Source organism: Limimaricola sp. G21655-S1, from assembly GCF_027213785.1.
Taxonomy (GTDB): Bacteria; Pseudomonadota; Alphaproteobacteria; order Rhodobacterales; family Rhodobacteraceae; genus Limimaricola.
Genome location: NZ_JAPWGO010000019.1, coordinates 18,643 through 34,666 on the forward strand (window position 1 = coordinate 18,643; position 16,024 = coordinate 34,666).

Annotated in this window: 16 protein-coding genes, 1 tRNA gene and 1 pseudogene; 9 read left to right on the forward strand and 9 right to left on the reverse strand. The window is 67.2% G+C overall.

What is annotated here, in order from left to right; translation table 11 throughout:
• Positions 1–62: 62 nt before the first annotated feature.
• A complete protein-coding gene (locus O4G76_RS16215; RefSeq protein ID WP_269398299.1) occupies positions 63–1,031 on the reverse strand; it encodes a TAXI family TRAP transporter solute-binding subunit in 969 nt (322 codons plus the stop codon).
• A gap of 652 nt (positions 1,032–1,683) precedes the next feature.
• Positions 1,684–2,166, reverse strand: coding sequence for a molybdopterin-dependent oxidoreductase (locus O4G76_RS16220; RefSeq protein WP_269398300.1), 483 nt, complete (start codon positions 2,164–2,166; stop codon positions 1,684–1,686).
• Positions 2,167–2,449: 283 nt separating this feature from the next.
• On the opposite strand from O4G76_RS16220, the gene O4G76_RS16225 reads away from it, so the two are divergent.
• The 3 genes from O4G76_RS16225 (at position 2,450) to O4G76_RS16235 (ending at position 5,312) form a co-directional block, all read left to right on the forward strand.
• On the forward strand, positions 2,450–3,055 hold the full coding sequence (locus O4G76_RS16225) for a response regulator transcription factor (protein WP_269398301.1): 606 nt from the start codon (positions 2,450–2,452) through the stop codon (positions 3,053–3,055).
• Positions 3,056–3,174: 119 nt separating this feature from the next.
• Positions 3,175–3,981 (forward strand): alpha/beta fold hydrolase, encoded by an 807-nt coding sequence (locus O4G76_RS16230; RefSeq protein ID WP_269398302.1) that lies wholly within the window; start codon positions 3,175–3,177, stop codon positions 3,979–3,981.
• Positions 3,981–5,312, forward strand: coding sequence for a sensor histidine kinase (locus O4G76_RS16235; protein WP_269398303.1), 1,332 nt, complete (start codon positions 3,981–3,983; stop codon positions 5,310–5,312). The genes O4G76_RS16230 and O4G76_RS16235 overlap by 1 nt, the downstream gene beginning before the upstream one ends.
• On the opposite strand, the gene O4G76_RS16240 is transcribed toward O4G76_RS16235, so the two are convergent.
• The 5 genes and pseudogenes from O4G76_RS16240 to O4G76_RS16255 form a co-directional block, all read right to left on the reverse strand.
• Positions 5,309–6,349, reverse strand: coding sequence for an asparaginase (locus tag O4G76_RS16240; protein WP_269398304.1), 1,041 nt, complete (start codon positions 6,347–6,349; stop codon positions 5,309–5,311). The two genes, O4G76_RS16235 and O4G76_RS16240, sit on opposite strands and share 4 nt — an antisense overlap.
• A gap of 536 nt (positions 6,350–6,885) precedes the next feature.
• Positions 6,886–7,086 (reverse strand): hypothetical protein, encoded by a 201-nt coding sequence (locus tag O4G76_RS16245; protein WP_269398305.1) that lies wholly within the window; start codon positions 7,084–7,086, stop codon positions 6,886–6,888.
• A 159-nt stretch (positions 7,087–7,245) separates the two neighbouring features.
• Positions 7,246–7,320: pseudogene (locus O4G76_RS22075) on the reverse strand (hypothetical protein); the annotation flags it as partial.
• Between the two features lie 129 nt (positions 7,321–7,449).
• A tRNA-Leu gene (locus O4G76_RS16250) sits at positions 7,450–7,535 on the reverse strand.
• Between the two features lie 65 nt (positions 7,536–7,600).
• Positions 7,601–8,143, reverse strand: coding sequence for a tetratricopeptide repeat protein (locus O4G76_RS16255; RefSeq protein WP_269398306.1), 543 nt, complete (start codon positions 8,141–8,143; stop codon positions 7,601–7,603).
• Positions 8,144–8,226: 83 nt separating this feature from the next.
• Between O4G76_RS16255 and O4G76_RS16260 the strand changes: the two genes are divergently transcribed.
• Complete coding sequence (locus O4G76_RS16260) at positions 8,227–8,970, forward strand: rhomboid family intramembrane serine protease (RefSeq protein WP_269398353.1); 744 nt, start codon at positions 8,227–8,229, stop codon at positions 8,968–8,970.
• Complete coding sequence (locus O4G76_RS16265) at positions 8,967–9,344, forward strand: GFA family protein (protein ID WP_269398307.1); 378 nt, start codon at positions 8,967–8,969, stop codon at positions 9,342–9,344. The genes O4G76_RS16260 and O4G76_RS16265 overlap by 4 nt, the downstream gene beginning before the upstream one ends.
• Before the next feature lie 4 nt (positions 9,345–9,348).
• Here O4G76_RS16265 and O4G76_RS16270 read toward each other — a convergent pair whose 3' ends face one another.
• Both O4G76_RS16270 and O4G76_RS16275 read right to left on the reverse strand, forming a co-directional pair.
• A complete protein-coding gene (locus O4G76_RS16270) occupies positions 9,349–10,143 on the reverse strand; it encodes an inositol monophosphatase family protein (protein ID WP_269398308.1) in 795 nt (264 codons plus the stop codon).
• 107 nt (positions 10,144–10,250) lie between these two features.
• Positions 10,251–11,156 carry a LysR family transcriptional regulator gene (locus O4G76_RS16275; protein ID WP_085896023.1) on the reverse strand — a complete coding sequence of 302 codons (906 nt, stop codon included), beginning with the start codon at positions 11,154–11,156 and terminating at the stop codon, positions 10,251–10,253.
• An 87-nt stretch (positions 11,157–11,243) separates the two neighbouring features.
• On the opposite strand from O4G76_RS16275, the gene metF reads away from it, so the two are divergent.
• The 4 genes from metF to O4G76_RS16295 all read left to right on the forward strand — a co-directional run bounded on the left by metF (position 11,244) and on the right by O4G76_RS16295 (position 15,958).
• The gene (metF, locus tag O4G76_RS16280; protein ID WP_085896024.1) at positions 11,244–12,110 is read left to right on the forward strand and encodes a methylenetetrahydrofolate reductase [NAD(P)H]; all 867 of its coding nucleotides are present in this window, start codon (positions 11,244–11,246) and stop codon (positions 12,108–12,110) included.
• 142 nt (positions 12,111–12,252) lie between these two features.
• A complete protein-coding gene (locus O4G76_RS16285) occupies positions 12,253–13,281 on the forward strand; it encodes a ligase-associated DNA damage response exonuclease (RefSeq protein ID WP_269398309.1) in 1,029 nt (342 codons plus the stop codon).
• Positions 13,278–14,882 carry an ATP-dependent DNA ligase gene (locus O4G76_RS16290; protein WP_269398310.1) on the forward strand — a complete coding sequence of 535 codons (1,605 nt, stop codon included), beginning with the start codon at positions 13,278–13,280 and terminating at the stop codon, positions 14,880–14,882. Before O4G76_RS16285 ends, O4G76_RS16290 begins: the two co-directional genes overlap by 4 nt.
• Positions 14,879–15,958, forward strand: a complete 1,080-nt coding sequence (locus O4G76_RS16295) for an endonuclease/exonuclease/phosphatase family protein (RefSeq protein ID WP_269398311.1) — start codon at positions 14,879–14,881, stop codon at positions 15,956–15,958. The genes O4G76_RS16290 and O4G76_RS16295 overlap by 4 nt, the downstream gene beginning before the upstream one ends.
• Positions 15,959–16,024: the final 66 nt, after the last annotated feature.

Consider the following 16,024-nt stretch of genomic DNA (forward strand, 5'->3'; position numbering starts at 1 on the left):
GGACAGGAATGGCCGGGGCGCATCACGCGCGCCCCGGCCGGTCGTTCAGCGCGGCTGGGCGATCACTCGATCAGCCCGGCTTCGCGGTAGTACTTCTCGGCGCCCGCATGCAGCGGCGCGGAGAGACCGTCGGCGACCATCTCTTCCTTGGTCAGCTCGGCAAAGGCCGGGTGCAGGCCCTTGAACTGGTCGAAGTTCTCGAACACGGCCTTCACGGTCTCGTAAACCACCTCCTCGGGCACGGTGGCCGAGGTCACGAAGGTCGCGCCGACGCCGAAGGTCTCGGTCGGCTCGTCATTGCCGCGATACATGCCGCCCGGAATGGTGGCGGTGCGGTAATAGGGGTTTTCCTCGACGAGCTTGTCCACCGCCTCGCCCGAAACGTCGACCAGCACCGCGTCGCAGGCGGTGGTCGCCTCTTGGATCGAGCCCGAGGGGTGACCCACGGTGTAGACCATCGCGTCGATGTTGTTGTCGCACAGCGCCTGGGACTGCTCGGCGGCCTGCAGCTCGGAGGTGAGCTGGAAGTCGTCCATGGTCCAGCCCATGGCTTCCATCAGCACCTCCATGGTGCCGCGCTGGCCGGAGCCGGGGTTGCCGACATTGACGCGCTTGCCCTTGAGATCCTCGAAGGTCTCGATTCCGGCATCGGCGCGGGCCACGACGGTGAAGGGCTCGGGGTGGACCGAGAACACCGCGCGCAGATCCTCGAACGGGCCCTGCTCCTCGAACTGCGAGGTGCCCTCGATCGCGTGGAACTGCCAGTCGGACTGGGCCACGCCGAACTCGAGCTCGCCCGAGCGGACGGCGTTGATGTTGTAGACCGAACCACCGGTCGATTCGACGCCGCAGCGGATGCCGTGATCGGCGCGACCGCGGTTCACCAGGCGGCAGATCGCGCCGCCGGTCGGGTAGTAGACGCCGGTGACGCCACCGGTGCCGATCGAGATGAATTGCTGGCCGTCCTGCGCGGCGGCACCGCCAGCGGCGAGGGTCAGCGCGGTCGCGGCTCCGACGAGATAGGTCTTCATGATGTCTCTCCCTTAGAGTTCTTGCTTGTCGTTGGTCGCCTCGGCGATTGGCTCGCCTAAGCGTGATGTCCCCCCCGTGAAAGTCAACACTCCGCCGGTGTCAACGGGTTACGGCACGGGCGCTTGATCCGGTTCCGCCTGTAACTTGGCTTTTACCCCAGCGTTCGCTTGCAGTTTGGGGGTGCAAGCGAGAGTAGTGCTGGCGCCGTTCGGGACGACCGGGTCGGTCATGGTCTCACGGACCGGCAAGGCCTCGATCCCGGCCCGTCGGTCGAGGCTGGGGCGCGTGCAGTCAGGAAGTATGCCCCCCTCACATGCGGCGGGCCCCAGCTTGAAGGATCGGCTGAGATGGGAGCCCCATTCGCCACAGGCGCCGCACCGGTGAGCGATGTACAGGATCACCGCTCCGGTTTCATTCGTGCGACCTCGCCGAAGATGATCACAGGCGGTGGTCCTGCCGTGATCTTCGTTTTGCGAATGTCCCCGGAGGTTGGACCGGCTCCTTCCCTGTGCCGCGCCGGCCGCGCCGGAGCTGACATTGGGCAAAGCGGGCAAAGGACATGCCACGAGGAACCTCCACAGCCGGATACGCAGGAGGATGCCGTCGTGTTGCCCTTGGCGCAACCTTGCAGAAGGAGGCAAACTAGGCCGATCAGGGAACGAGGTTCACCTGCGCCAGCTGCCAGATGCTGCGCGCGAAGGTCGCCTCGGTGCGGTAGCGGGGATCCAGATCGTAGGGATAGACCACCCAATAGGGCCCCATTTCGCGGACCGGAACGGTCTCCCCGTCGATCCGGGTGGCGACGATCGGTGCGCTGTCGTCGATCTCTTCGATCGGGATCTCGACCCGGTAATCGTTGAGCGCCACCAGCTCGATCGTTCCGGCCTCGGCCGCGACACCCAACCGGTCGAGCAGCGCCGCCAGCGGCACGCCCGAGAACCGCGCATCGCCATCGGTCCAGATCGTGCCGGTGACAAAGGATTCCTGTGGCATGGCGTCGAGCGCCGCGAGATCGAGCATCGTCACCGATCGGTCGGGTCCCGTCACGCTCAGCGCCATGGAGCCGGGCTGCGCGGCAGCTGGCAGGCCGGTCAGACAGGAAATGGTCAGGGCAGTTGTCAGAGCCTTGAGCATGTCGAATCACCCTCCGGTTGCGACACCGCGACATTGCGGGAAAGTCCAGCCAGGCGCTACGAGGCATCCGGTCATTTCCCTATTCGAACGGATAGGAAGTTTCCCGAAATGCCTCGAATTCGAAACATCGATACCGGGCCAAAAGGAGTTCACGATTTGAACCGCCTTGAACGCACCGTCACATGGCACGAAAGGGCCAATCGCCACGAAATGGCCGGGATTTGGCAAGGTTCTTGCTGCATAAATTGAGCAGGCGCGACCGCAGCTGCAACCGGAGGACCTCATGCATATCCTGATCGCCGATGACCACGACCTCGTGCGGGAAATGCTGGCGGCGTTTCTCGAGCGCGATGGCGGGATGCGGGTCGTTCAGGCCGCCAGCCATGGCGAGGCGATGGCCGAGATGTGGCGCAAGGGGCCGTTCGAACTGGTGATGCTCGACTACATGATGCCGGGGATGCAGGGACTCGAAGGGCTGCGCAGCGCGCTCGCCGCCAATGGCGGCAACCCGGTCGCGCTGATCTCGGGCAGCGCCGACCGCCGGGTCGCCGAGGCCGCGCTGGCGGCCGGTGCCGCCGGCTTCCTGCCCAAGACCATGGCGGCGCGCTCGCTGGTGAACGCCGTGAAGTTCATGGTGATGGGCGAAACCTACGCCCCGGTCGATTTCATGAACGGCGCCGAGGAAGCGCCCGCCGCCGGCTTCCTCACCCCCCGCGAGCGGCAGGTGCTCGAAGGGCTGACTCAGGGCAAGTCGAACAAGGAAATCGCGCTCGACCGCGACATCCAGGAGGTGACGGTCAAGCTGCACGTCAAGACGCTGTGCCGCAAGCTGGGTGCCCGAAACCGTACCCAGGCCGCCATGATGGCACGCGACCAGAGCCTGATCTGACCCCCTCGGGGCGAACGGGGCAAAGGACGCTCTCGCGACCCGCCATTGCCATGGAATGCATCGAATATCTGTCCTAGCATGAGACACGGGCTTCGGGCTGTGGGAATGGGACGGGAACGATGAGGGCGACGGAACGCAACAACGTGACCGTGACGGGTGCGCCCGATGGCACGCCGCTGGTCCTCGTGCATGGTTTCGGCTGCGACCAGACGATGTGGCGTCAGGTGCTGCCGGCCTTTACCGACCGCCACAAGCTGATCCTCTACGACCTCACCGGCATGGGCAAATCCGACCTCGCCGCCTATGTGCCCAACCGCTACGCCGATCTCGGCGCCCATGCCGAGGACCTGCTCGAGATCCTCGATGAGCTGCAGCTCGCGAAGGCGGTGCTGATCGGGCATTCGATCGGCGCGACGATCGCCCTGCTGGCAGCCAACCGCGCCCCGCATCTGGTGTCGCGGCTCGTGATGGTCTCGCCCACCCCGTCATTCCTCGAGGATGCCGAACAGGGCTATGCGGGCGGCTTCTCACGCGCGGATCTCGAAGGCCTGGTGGGGTTTCTCGACGAGAATCACCTCGGCTGGTCGGCCCAGATGGCGCCCACCATCGCGGGTCAGCCCGCCGGCTCCGAGGCGACCGAGGAGCTGACCCAGAGCTTCTGCCGCACCGACCCGGCCATCGCGCGGCATTTCGGACATGTCACCTTCTTCGCCGACCGCCGTACCGATTTCGAAAGCGCGGCCAGGCCGTCGCTGATCCTGCATTGCGACGATGACGCGCTGGTGCCGATGCCGGTGGCGGATTGGATGCGCGAGAAGGTCCCGGGCGCGACGCTGCGGGTGATTTCCGCCACCGGGCACTGCCCCCACATGACCGTGCCGGACGTCGTCTCGGCCGAAACCCGCGATTATCTCGGATCGGGCTGATGGCCGACCTCGCTCAGCCCCGGCATCTCGACGTCGCCGCCGAATTGATCGAGGACGCGCCCTGTGGCATCGCCGTGACCGACCCCGACGGTCGCCTGCAATACATCAACGCCACCCTGTCGAACTGGCTGGCCCTCAACGCCCGGCCAGAGCGGCCGCGGCGCCGGCTGTCCGAACTGCTCACCCTGCCGGGGCGAATGTATTACGAGACCCACATGGCCCCGATGATGCGGCTGCAGGGCTACGTGCGCGAGATCTCCTGCGCGCTCGAGGTGGAGGGCGGCCCGCCCTTGCCGGTGATGCTCAGCGGCGTCGCGCGGCGCGACGCGGGCGGCAGCTTCACGCGCTTCGACTACACCATTTTCGACGCTCGCGAACGCCGCGTCTACGAGGAGGAGCTGCGCCATGCCCAGCGCGAGGCGGACGAGCTCGCCGCGATCGTGCGCAGCTCTCCCAACGCGATCCTGCGGGTCGATGCCGCGGGCCGGGTGCGTCGCTGGAACGCCGGGGCGACGCGGCTTTTCGGGCTCGATGCCGAGGCGGCGCTAGGACGGCAGGTGGACGAGGTCATCCCGTTCGAGGATCGGCCGGACTGGTTCACGGCGAGCGTCGCGCCGGGCTGCGACGGGCCCGAGATCCTGTTCGAGGCCGTTCATGGATGCGGTCGCGCCTTCGAGGTGACGCTCACCCCGATCGGCGAGCGCGGCCTGCCGGACGAGGAGGACTGGTCGGTCATCCTGCGCGACGTCAGCCGCCGCCACGCCGCCGAGCAGCATTTGCGGGTGATGGTCGACGAGATGAAGCACCGGGTGAAGAACACGCTCGGCGTGGTATCGGGCATCGCGCGGCAGAGCCTCGGACGGGAGGAGGCCGCGCAATTCGTGTCGCGGCTGCAGGCGCTGTCGCAGGCACATGACGCGCTCACCGCCACCGATGGCACCGGCGCCGAGCTGCACGACCTTCTCGATTTCGCCCGTCGCGAGGCAGGCGGTGAAGCGCGGCTGCACATCAACGGCCCGCCGGTGCGGCTCGGCGCGCGGCAGGCCACCTCGCTCTCGATGGCGCTGCACGAGCTGGTCACCAACGCCCTGAAATACGGCGCGCTGTCTCGCGCCGAGGGCCATGTGCAGGTCGATCTCGACATTGAGGATGATGGCCGGCTGCGGCTGCTCTGGCGCGAGCATGGCGGCCCGCCGGTGGTGCCGCCGACCCGGCGCGGCTTCGGCACCAAGATGATCGGACTGGTGCTGAAGGCCGAGCTGGGGGCCGAGGTCAGCTTCGATTTCGACCCTGCGGGCTTCTGCTTTCAGGTGATCTTCGTGCCGGGCTAGGCCCGCGCCAGCGCCGCCGCGATTTCCTCGCGCGAGGCCCGTTTCGCGAGCAGCGCCGAAAGCAGCAGCCGCGCCTTGAGACCGCTCAGCGTGCCGCAAAGCAGCGCCCCCGCCTCGACCAGCGTCGTGGCGCCGCTGTCGCCGCCATAGACCGCGCGCGTCCGCCCCTCGTAGCAGCGCGAGGCGACCAGCACCGGTACGCCTGCGGCCGTCAGCCGCGCCACCACGCTCGCGAAGCCGCGCGGCGCGTTGCCCCGGCCGAAGCCCTCGATGACGATGCCGGGCGCGCCGCTCTCGGCGCAGAATTCCAGGAATGCCGGTGTCGTGCCGAGCGCCAGCTTCAACAGCTCGACCCCTTCGACGAGACCCGCATCCTCCACCACCCGGCGCGGACCGGGATGGCGATAGAGATGAACCTCGCGCAGATCGACCTCGCCGATCTTGCCCATGCCGGGCGAGCGGAAGGTGTCGGTGCGCGAGGCATGCGCCTTGGTCACGTCGCGCGCGGCATGGATCTCGCCCTCGAACACGATCGCCGCGCCGATGCCGCGCGTGGCCGGGTCGGCCGCCACGCGGATCGCGTCGGCGATGTTGCGCGGCCCGTCGGTGTCCGGGTCGCCCGCATGGCGCTGCGCCCCGGTGAAGACCACCGGCTTGTCGCCTGCCACGAGGATGTCGGCGAGATAGGCGCTTTCCTCCATCGTGTCGGTGCCATGGGTCACGACCACGCCGTCGCAATCGGGCCGCGCCAGCGCGGCGCGGATCGCGGCCACGAGGCCATGCGCATCCTGAAGCGTCAGCGCGAAGCTGTTGAGTTCGCGGAATTCCTCCACCCGGACCTCAATCCCGTCGATCGGGTCGTGCAGCGCCGCCAGCAAAGCGCTGCCGCCCAGCCCGGCGACCACCGCGCCCGCCTTCTCGGAATGGCGCGAGGCGATGGTACCGCCCGTCGAAATCAGCGTGACCCCGGTCATGATCCGTTCCTCGTTTGTGTCGGGATTGGTGCCCACGTCCGGCCTGCGGCTGGCTGCGCCCACCAAGACATCAGCTAAAGCTTTGTGAAACCCTGCTTTTGCGCAATCTTATCGAGCCCGCAGCACATGCGGAAGGGGAAAGCTCCCTTCCGCAAATTTCGCCTTGCCTTACCACTGGTCAAGGACTGGGCGGGTACTAGCTTAGCTCATGTTAACTAGTACAATGTTACTATTGTAGCGGGTCATGGCCGATGGTGATTGCTAATTCTGTCTAATTCTAAAGTACGGACAGCGCGTAGCCGTTTCCATAGCCATGACCCACAGTCTCGGTCTTCCAGCCGCCCATCTGACCGACGATATCTGCCGGGCATTCCACGGCACGCGGTCCGGCAAAGCGGCCAAGTTGCTTCCCACGGGCGCATTCCCGTATCCGCGACCATGGGCATCAGCCAAGGGACCTCGTTGTCCAGGCGATAACACTCGGCCGGTGCGGCACGGATAGCTTCGACCGGGACGGGCTGGCGATCCGACATATCTGCGGATCGGTCGGAGTAGACCTCGCCGAAGGGATTTGTCAGCCGACCCCACTTGACGAAGACTTAGGGGATATTGCTGCCAGTCATGCCTCTGGCGCTCAGAGCATCACGAAAGGCATGAGCATCCAGCGCCGTGTAGTCGGTAAGCAGCATGCCGCAAGTGTCGGTCAAGTAACCGCAGGCCCGCTCGGCTGCCTGATGGGTGATCCCCTTCCCACCGCCTCTGAGCCGCAGGTACACCACCACAGCGTCGGAGAGGCTCATACAGTCGATGTCGGCCCCGCCGCCATCGGAGGCTTGCTGGCCGGGACCACCCACACTCAGACGCGGCATGGGCGCACTCGAAAGATCCTCGTCCTGGCATCGTAGGTCATACCAGTAGCCGTCGAATTGGCTCGCTGCCTGTACGGCCCGTGCAGCTGCAACCCGCACTGACCTCGCCGTCAGAGAATACGAAATTCTTGATGGCGTATATCGGCGTCTAAACCCAAGCAGCACCCGACGCTGGAAATAGATGATGCCGTCCTTCCGGAAGCAAGGAGGGACGGAAAGGGACTCCGGCGTGTGCTACGCCTTGGCCTGATCTGACTGAAAGCTGATAGTCATCAGCGCCTTAAGAAAAAGTCCTGGTGCCCGCGGCCGGACTCGAACCGGCACGCCCCGAAGAGCAAGAGATTTTAAGTCTCGTGTGTCTACCATTTCACCACGCGGGCCCGGGCGCAGGCTTACGATGCCAAGGCGCGGTGGTAAAGCGTCAGCGAAAGCGTCGTCGCCCGCTTCAGATATCGGTGCCCGGCGCCTCGAACAGGCTACGCTCCGGCAGCCAGGGGTTGCGCGCCAGCGCGTCGTCAAGGGCGCGACGCGCCTCGGCTTCGCGGCCCAGATGAAACAGCGCCAAGGCCCGGCCCGACAGCGCGCCGACATGGTCGGGCAGAAGCCTCAGCGCCACGTCGAGATCCGCGAGCGCGGTCATATGGTCGCCCTGCAGGAAATGCAGATAGGCGCGCTGGTTCCAGCCCTCGGCATAATCGGGGCATTCGGCCACCAGCTGGTCGAGCGCCGCCATTGCCCCTTCGCCCTGCCCCGCCTCGCGCAGCGCCATCGCCCGGTCCAGCAGCAGCTGCGCCTCGGCATCGGGCGCAATGAGCCAGAGCGTCCAGAGCCGGTCCATCAGCCGCTGCGCGGTGAGCGGATCGGGGGCGCGGGCGAGCCGGTCGAGCAGCCCCGCCATGACGCTGGCGTGATCGGGTGGCGATGGGCAGTCACGCGCCGCGGCGGGGGCGGCGGCAAGGCACAGGACCATGGCGACGGCGCGGATCATGCTACATGCTGCCCAAGCGCCACCCCGCGCGTCAACTGCCCACGCGCGGCACCGCGCTTCACGTTTTCCAGACCGGACCCCGCATGTTCCCGATCCGCGACCACAACCCCTCGACCGGCACGCCCTATGTCACCTGGAGCCTGATCGCGCTCAACGTGGCGATCTACCTGTGGATGGTGGTGGCGCTCGACACCGGCGAAGACCTGGCGCGGCTCTATTACGGCTGGGCGATGATCCCGGCGCGGATCACCGCGTTCGAGAACCCGGTCTCGCTGGTCAGCTCGCTGTTCCTGCATGGCGGGCTGTTCCACCTCGCGGGCAACATGCTGTTCCTGTTCATCTTCGGCGACAACATGGAGGAGCAGCTGGGCCATGGCGGCTTCGCCGGATTCTACCTCGCCTCCGGTGTCGCGGCCAACCTCGTGCAGCTCGGCTCGGAGCCGTTCTCGATCGTGCCGACCATCGGTGCCTCGGGCGCGATCGCCGGGGTGATGGGCGGCTACCTGCTGCTGTTCCCCCGCGCCCGGATCGACATACTGATCTTCCTGATCGTGTTCATCAGGCTGATACCGGTGCCGGCCTGGCTGGTGCTGGCGGTCTGGTTCGGGATGCAGCTGCTGGGCGGGATCGGCACCGACCCGGAGACCGGCGGCATCGCCTACTGGGCCCATGCCGGGGGCTTCGCCGCGGGTCTCGCCTTCGCGGTGCCGCTCTGGCTCCGGCGCGGCGGCCCCGCCTTCTGGAGCCGCACCCATGGCCTGCCGCCGCACGATCCCGCGCCGCCGCTGGGCCGCAGCAACATCCCCGTCGTGAGGAAACGCAGATGAGCCTGAAGGATCCTATCCACCATGTGAGCTGCCACTGTGGCGCGGTCGAGCTACGGGTGCATCTCAAGCACGGGCTGTCCGGCGCGCATCGCTGCGACTGTTCCTATTGCCGCCGCCGCGGCTACGTCGCAGGGCCGGTCGATCTCGACCAGCTGGAGCTGCTGCGGGGTGCGGAGATGCTGACGCTCTACCAGTGGAACACGATGACCGCGAAGCACTGGTTCTGCCGGATCTGCGGCAACCACACGCATCACCAGCGCCGCTCCAACCCGAACGAATACAGCGTCAACATGGGCGCGATCGCGGGGCTGAACCCCCGCGACCTCGGCGAGATCCCGTGGTCGGACGGCGTCAACCACGCCGCCGACCGCTAGAACCTCAGGCCTCGCGGGCGCGGACCAGCTTGGCGAACTTCTCGAAGATGTCGGCATTGGCGGCGACCACGTCGCCATGCTCGAGCGGATCGTGGCCGTCGCGGATTGCACCGACGAAGCCGCCGGCCTCGGTGACGATGATCATGCCCGCCGCGATGTCCCAGATCTTAAGCTCGCGCTCCCAGTAGCCCTCGGTGCGGCCCGCCGCCACATAGGCCATGTTGAGCGCGGCCGAGCCGTACTGCCGCACGCCGGACACCTCGGGGGCGATCCGCGCGAGATCCTGGATCATCGCCGGCAGGGTGCGGCGGCCGGCGCAGGGCACGCCGGTCGCGAAGATCGATTCGACCAGACGGTGGCGCGCCGACACCCGCAGCCGGCTCTCGTTGAGCCAGGCGCCCTCGCCCTTCTCGGCGTGGAACATCTCGTCCTTGACCGGATCGTAGATCACCCCCGCGACGATCTTGCCCTTGTGCTCGAGCGCGATCGAGATCGCCCAGTGCGGCATGCCGTGCAGGTAGTTGGTGGTGCCGTCGAGCGGATCGACGATCCAGCGCCGGGTCGGGTCCTCGCCCTCCAAGGGTCCGCCCTCTTCGCCCAGGAAACCATAGGAGGGCCGCGCCTCCATCAGCGCCTCGCGGATGGTCTGCTCGGCCTGCCGGTCGGCGCGGGTGACGAAGTCGCCCGGCCCCTTGGTCGAGACCTGCAGCTGCTCGACCTCGGCAAAGTCCTTGAGCAGCGCCCGACCGGCGCGGCGGGCGGTCTTCATCATCACGTTGAGATTGGCGGAACGGGCCATCGGGGCCTCCTCGGGCTATGGGCTGTCAGGCCCTTCGGGGCCCTGAGATGTACGGATCACGGGGCCATAGCCGCTCGCGCTCCGCCGGGCAAGAGGCCCAAGGGGGCCTAGCCCCTTTGCAGCTTCACCGCCTCCTGCCGCGCCAGCCGCGTGAAATGCGCGATATAGGGGCGCGAGGTGTCGTCGGAACGGGTCGCGGCATAGAGCCTGCGGGTCTTGCCCTGCGCGGTGAGCGGCCGCGTCACGTAGTCGGAGTTGCTGCGCAGCTGTCGCACCACCCAGTCGGGCAGCACCGAGACGCCGCGGTTCGAGGCCACCAGAAGCAGGATCACCGCCGTCAGTTCGACTTGGCGGATCGCTGCCGGCTCCACTTTCGCAGGGATCAGAAGCTCGGTGAACACGTCGAGCCGGGTCCGTTCCACCGGGTAGGTGATGAGAGTCTGGTCCGCGAAATCCCCGGCCTCGACGAAGGGCTTCTCGGCCAGCGGGTTGGCGGACGAGGCGACGAAGACCGGCTCGTAGTCGAAGAGCGGCGTGAAATCGGTCTCGGGCAGATCCTCGGGGTCCGAGGAGATCACCAGATCGACCATCTCGCGCCGGAGCGCCGGCAGCGCGTCGAAGGCGAGGCCGGGGCGGATGTCGACGTCGACCTCGGGCCAGGCCTTGCGGAACTGCTCCAGCACCGGAAGCAGCCATTCGAAGCAGGCATGGCATTCGATCGCGATGTGTAGCCGCCCCGACTTGCCCGCGACCAGACCGGCGAACTCGGCCTCCAGATCGGCGACGCGCGGCAGGATGTCCTCGGCGGCGGCTAGGAGCTTCATCCCGGCGGCCGAGAGCTTCAGCGGCTTGGAGCGGCGCACGAAGAGCTCGACCCCGGCCTGGTCCTCGATTCCCTTGATCTGATGCGACAGCGCCGATTGTGTTATGTTCAGCAGATCGGCCGCCCGGGCCAGACCGCCGGTGTCATGGATCGCCTTGATCGTGCGCAGATGCCGGAACTCGATATGCAAGTGAAACTCATCATCGTCGTGAGGGTTATGAATTTGTCTCACAGCCCCCCATCTGCGACAAGCTCCCCATCCCACAGGAGACCGTCCATGACCCGCCCCGCCGTCAGTTTCGAATTCTTTCCGCCGAAGAACATCGAAGGCTCGTTCCGTCTTTGGGACACGGTGCAGGCATTGGCGCCGATGGGACCGGAGTTCGTCTCCGTGACCTATGGCGCTGGCGGCACGACCCGCAAGCTGACCCACGAGGCGGTGGACGCGATCCATAAGAAGACCGATCTGCGTGTCGCGGCGCACCTGACCTGCGTCGACGCCACCCGCGCCGAGACGATGGAGATCGTCGACGGCTATGCCAAGGCGGGGGTCGAGGAGATCGTGGCGCTCAGGGGCGATCCGCCCAAGGGCACCGGCGGTTTCCGCCCCCATGCCGAGGGCTTCTCGGGCTCGGTCGAACTGATCGAGGCGCTGGCCGCGCGCGGCAATTTCCGGATCCGCGTCGGCGCCTATCCCGAGCCGCATCCCGACGCCGCGCATGAGCTGGCCGATGTCGAGCACCTGAAGCGCAAGTTCGATGCCGGCGCCCACAGCGCGATCACCCAGTTCTTCTTCGAAGCGGACACCTTCTTCCGGTTTCGCGATGCCTGCGCGAAGGCCGGGATCGAGGGGCCGATCATCCCCGGCATCCTGCCGATCGAGAACTGGAACGGCGCGCGGAAATTCGCGGCGATGTGCGGCACCTCGATCCCGCAGGTCGTGGCCGACGGCTTCGAGCATGCCAAGGATCAGGCCGAGGCCGACCTGCTGGCCACCGCGCTCGCCACGGAGCTGTGCGACAAGCTGATCGCGGGCGGCGTCGAGCACCTGCATTTCTATACGCTCAACAAGCCGGACCTCACCCGCGACGTCTGCCATGCGCTGGGCATCGCGCCCAAGGCCACGCTGAGCGAGGTGGCCTGAGCCGCGAGGGGCTTCGCCCCCGGGTCTTCGGTCCTCCCCCGGCGAATTTGGAGAGAGATGGACAAGGGAAGCGCGCCGTCCTCGTTCATCTTTCCATCAATACGCACTACCCGGCCCCGGCCCCGGCGCTACCCTCGGGGGCATGGCCGATCTTCTGACCTTCACCGACCGGGGTATCTACTGCGAAGCGGGCGATTTCTACATCGACCCGTGGCGCCCCGTGGACCGCGCGCTCGTCACCCACGGGCATGCCGACCACGCGCATGAGGGCATGGCCCGCTACCTCGCGACCGACATCGCCGCGCCGGTGATGCGCCACCGGCTCGGCGAGATCTCCCTCGACACGATCCGCTATGGCGAAACGCGGCGCATCGGCGACGTCACGGTATCCTTCCACCCCGCCGGGCACGTGCCCGGCTCCGCGCAGATCCGGGTCGAGCGAAAGGGCGAGGTCTGGGTCGCCTCGGGCGATTACAAGACCATCGATGACGGGCTTTCGACGCCGTTCGAGCCGGTGCGTTGCGATGCCTTCATCACCGAATCGACCTTCGGCCTGCCGGTGTTCAAATGGACCCCGCAGGCGGAGCTCGCCCGTGACCTCAATGCTTGGTGGGCCGCCAATGCCGCGGAGGGACGGTTCTCGCTGATCGGGGCCTATGCGCTGGGCAAGGCGCAGCGGATCCTGACGCTCGCCGATACCTCGATCGGCCCGATCCTCACCCATGGCGCGGTCGAGAACACCAACGAGGTGCTGCGCGCGCAGGGCATCGCGCTCCCCGACACGATCCGCGTGACGCCCGATCTCGACCTCAAGGCGCATGCGGGCGCGCTGGTCGTGGCGACGCCGCCGGGCCTCGGCGGGCCCTGGGCGCGGCGGTTCAACGTCGCGGGCAATCCCGCCTCCACCGCCTTCGCTTCCGGCTGGATGGCGCTTCGGGGCGTGCGCCGCAGGCGCGCCGCCGATCGCGGCTTCATCATGTCCGATCACGCCGACTGGCCCGGCCTCAACGCCGCGATCCGCGAAACCGGGGCGCGGAAGATCTTCGTCACCCATGGCTATACCTCGATCTTTCGACGCTGGCTGGAGAGCGAAGGCTTCGAGGCCCATGTCGTCTCGACCGAATATGCGGGCGAGAACGTCGATGCCGACGACGAGGGAGAGGCCGCGTGAAGCGCTTTGCCGAACTGTTCCGCGCCGTCGACCAGACCACCCGCACCACCAAGAAGGTCGCGGCGATGGCTGCCTATTTCCGCGAGGCGCCCGATGCCGACAAGCTGTGGACCGTGGCACTTTTCTCGGGGCGCCGGCCGCGCCGGACCATCACCGCGACCGTGCTGCGCGAATGGGCCGCGGAACGGGCGGGCATTCCCCTGTGGCTGTTCGAGGAAGCCTATCCGATCGTCGGCGATCTGGCCGAAACCATATCGCTGGTCCTGCCGCCCGCCGAGGCCGAGGAGGATCGCCCGCTCAGCCACTGGATCGATGAGATCCGCCGCCTGTCGAAGCAGGACGATGCCGCGCGCAAGGCCGGCATCCTCGCGGCGTGGGACCGGCTCGGCCCGACCGAGCGGCTCCTGTTCACCAAGCTGCTGACGGGCAGCTTCCGCGTCGGGGTCAGCCAGAAACTGATGACGCGCGCGCTGGCGCAGGCCACCGAGATCGACGAGGCCGAGTTGACGCACCGGCTGATGGGGTCATGGACGCCCGACGACATCACCTGGCACAGCCTCGTCCATGCGCCGGACCCGACGGCGAGCCTGTCGCGCCCCTACCCCTTCTACCTCGCCTACCAGCTCGACGATCCGGAAGCGCTGGGCGACCCTGCCCAATGGATGGCCGAGCGCAAATGGGACGGCATCCGCGGCCAGTTGATCCTGCGCGGCGGCGATCACCATCTCTGGTCGCGCGGCGAGGAGCTGATGACGGACCGCTTTCCCGAACTCGCACGCATGAAGGATTTCCTGCCGATGGGCACGGTGATCGACGGCGAGGTGCTGGGCTGGGGCGACGAGGTGCCGCTCTCCTTCAACGCGTTGCAGAAGCGGATCGGCCGCAAGACCGTGCCGAAGAAGCTCCTGGCCGAGGCGCCGGTGATCCTCATGGGTTACGATCTCCTGGAGCAGGACGGCGAGGACATCCGCGCCCTGCCCTTCGCCGAGCGCCGCGCCCGGCTCGACGCGCTGGGGCGCGACCTGCCGCCCGAGGCGCCGTTCCGGCTGTCGCCGCTGGTGCCGGTGAAAAGCCTTGACCAGCTGGCCGAGGAACGTGCCAAGTCGCGCGAACTGATGGCCGAGGGGCTGATGCTCAAGCGCGCCGACAGCCCCTATCTTTCGGGGCGCAAGAAGGGCGACTGGTGGAAATGGAAGGTCGATCCGCTGACCATCGACGCGGTGATGGTCTATGCGCAGGCAGGCTCGGGGCGGCGCGCCAACATGTTCACCGACTTCACCTTCGCGGTGAGGGATGGCAATGGGCTGGTCCCCTTCACCAAGGCCTATAGCGGCCTGACCGATGCCGAGTTTCGCAAGATCACCGCATGGGTGCGCAAGAACACGCTGGAGCGCTATGGCCCGGTGCGTCACGTGAAACCCGAGCACGTCTTCGAGATCGGCTTCGAGGGCATCCAGCCCAGCCCGCGCCACAAGTCCGGCGTGTCTTTACGCTTTCCCCGCATGCTGCGCTGGCGCCACGACAAGCCTCTCGACGAGATCAACACGCTCGAGGATCTCAGGCAGATGCTCGCGGCCTATGGCGGGGAGAGCGCCGCATGAGGAGAGCCCTCGCCATCGCCGCGGGCGTCTTGCTCGCCCTTCTTTGCGCGGCTTCGCTGCTGCCGCTGGCCGAAACGGATGCGTGGTGGGTGCGCTATCTCGATTTCCCACGCCTGCAGATCGCCGTGCTGCTGGTGATTTTCTGGATCGCGATGGTGGCGCTTGGTGGCATCGGTCATGGCGCCGCGCGCTGGCTCACGGTGCTGGCCATCGCCGCGCTCGCCTATCACGGCTGGCGGCTCTGGCCCTATCAGCCACTCGCCGCGAAGATGGACCCCGGCCTCGCCAGCTGCGCGCCGGAAGAGCGGTTGAGCGTCCTCGTCGCCAATGTGCAGCGCAAGAACCACCAATCCGAAGAGGTCATCGCCCTGGCCCGCGAACAGAATCCCGATCTGTTCTTCGTGCTCGAGACCGACGGTTGGTGGGACGAGGCGCTGACCCCGCTCGACGCCAATTATGCGCATCACGTCCAGGACATCCCCAGGGAGGCGACCTATTACGGCATGCACGTCTTCTCCCGCCATCCCTTCGACAGCGCCGAAATGCGCTTTCCCTATGGCGCCGATACGCCGCTGTTCGACGGCGTGCTGGCGCATCCCGCGGGCAAGCTGCGGGTCTTCGGCGTGCATCCGCGCCCGCCGCAGATGGGTCAGCCCTCGACGTTGCGCGACGCGACGATGCTGGAGGCGGCGATGGGGGCGCGGGACGACATACACCCGGCCCTGCTCGCCGGCGATTTCAATGCCACCCCCTGGGAGCGCACCTCGCGCCGCAGCTTGCGGCTGGGGCGGCTGATCGATCCGCGCGCCGGGCGCGGACCGATGGTCAGCTTCGACGCCAATTCCTGGTGGATGAAATGGCCGCTGGACCAGATCCTGTGGCAGCAGGGGCTGGCCATGTCCCGCTTCGAGGTGCTGCCGGGCATCGGCTCCGACCACTACCCGGTGCTGGCCGAGCTGTGCTTCACCGTGAACGCGGACCAGCGCATCCTCACCGTGAACGACCGCGATCTCGAAGAGGCGCGCACCACCTTCGACAAGGCCCGCGCGCTGTCGGACGCGGCGATGGACGGCTGAGACGGGTTGAGCCGCCTCCGCCGCGATCCTATCTTTCGCCTCCATGACAAAAGACGAGAAGGCCAG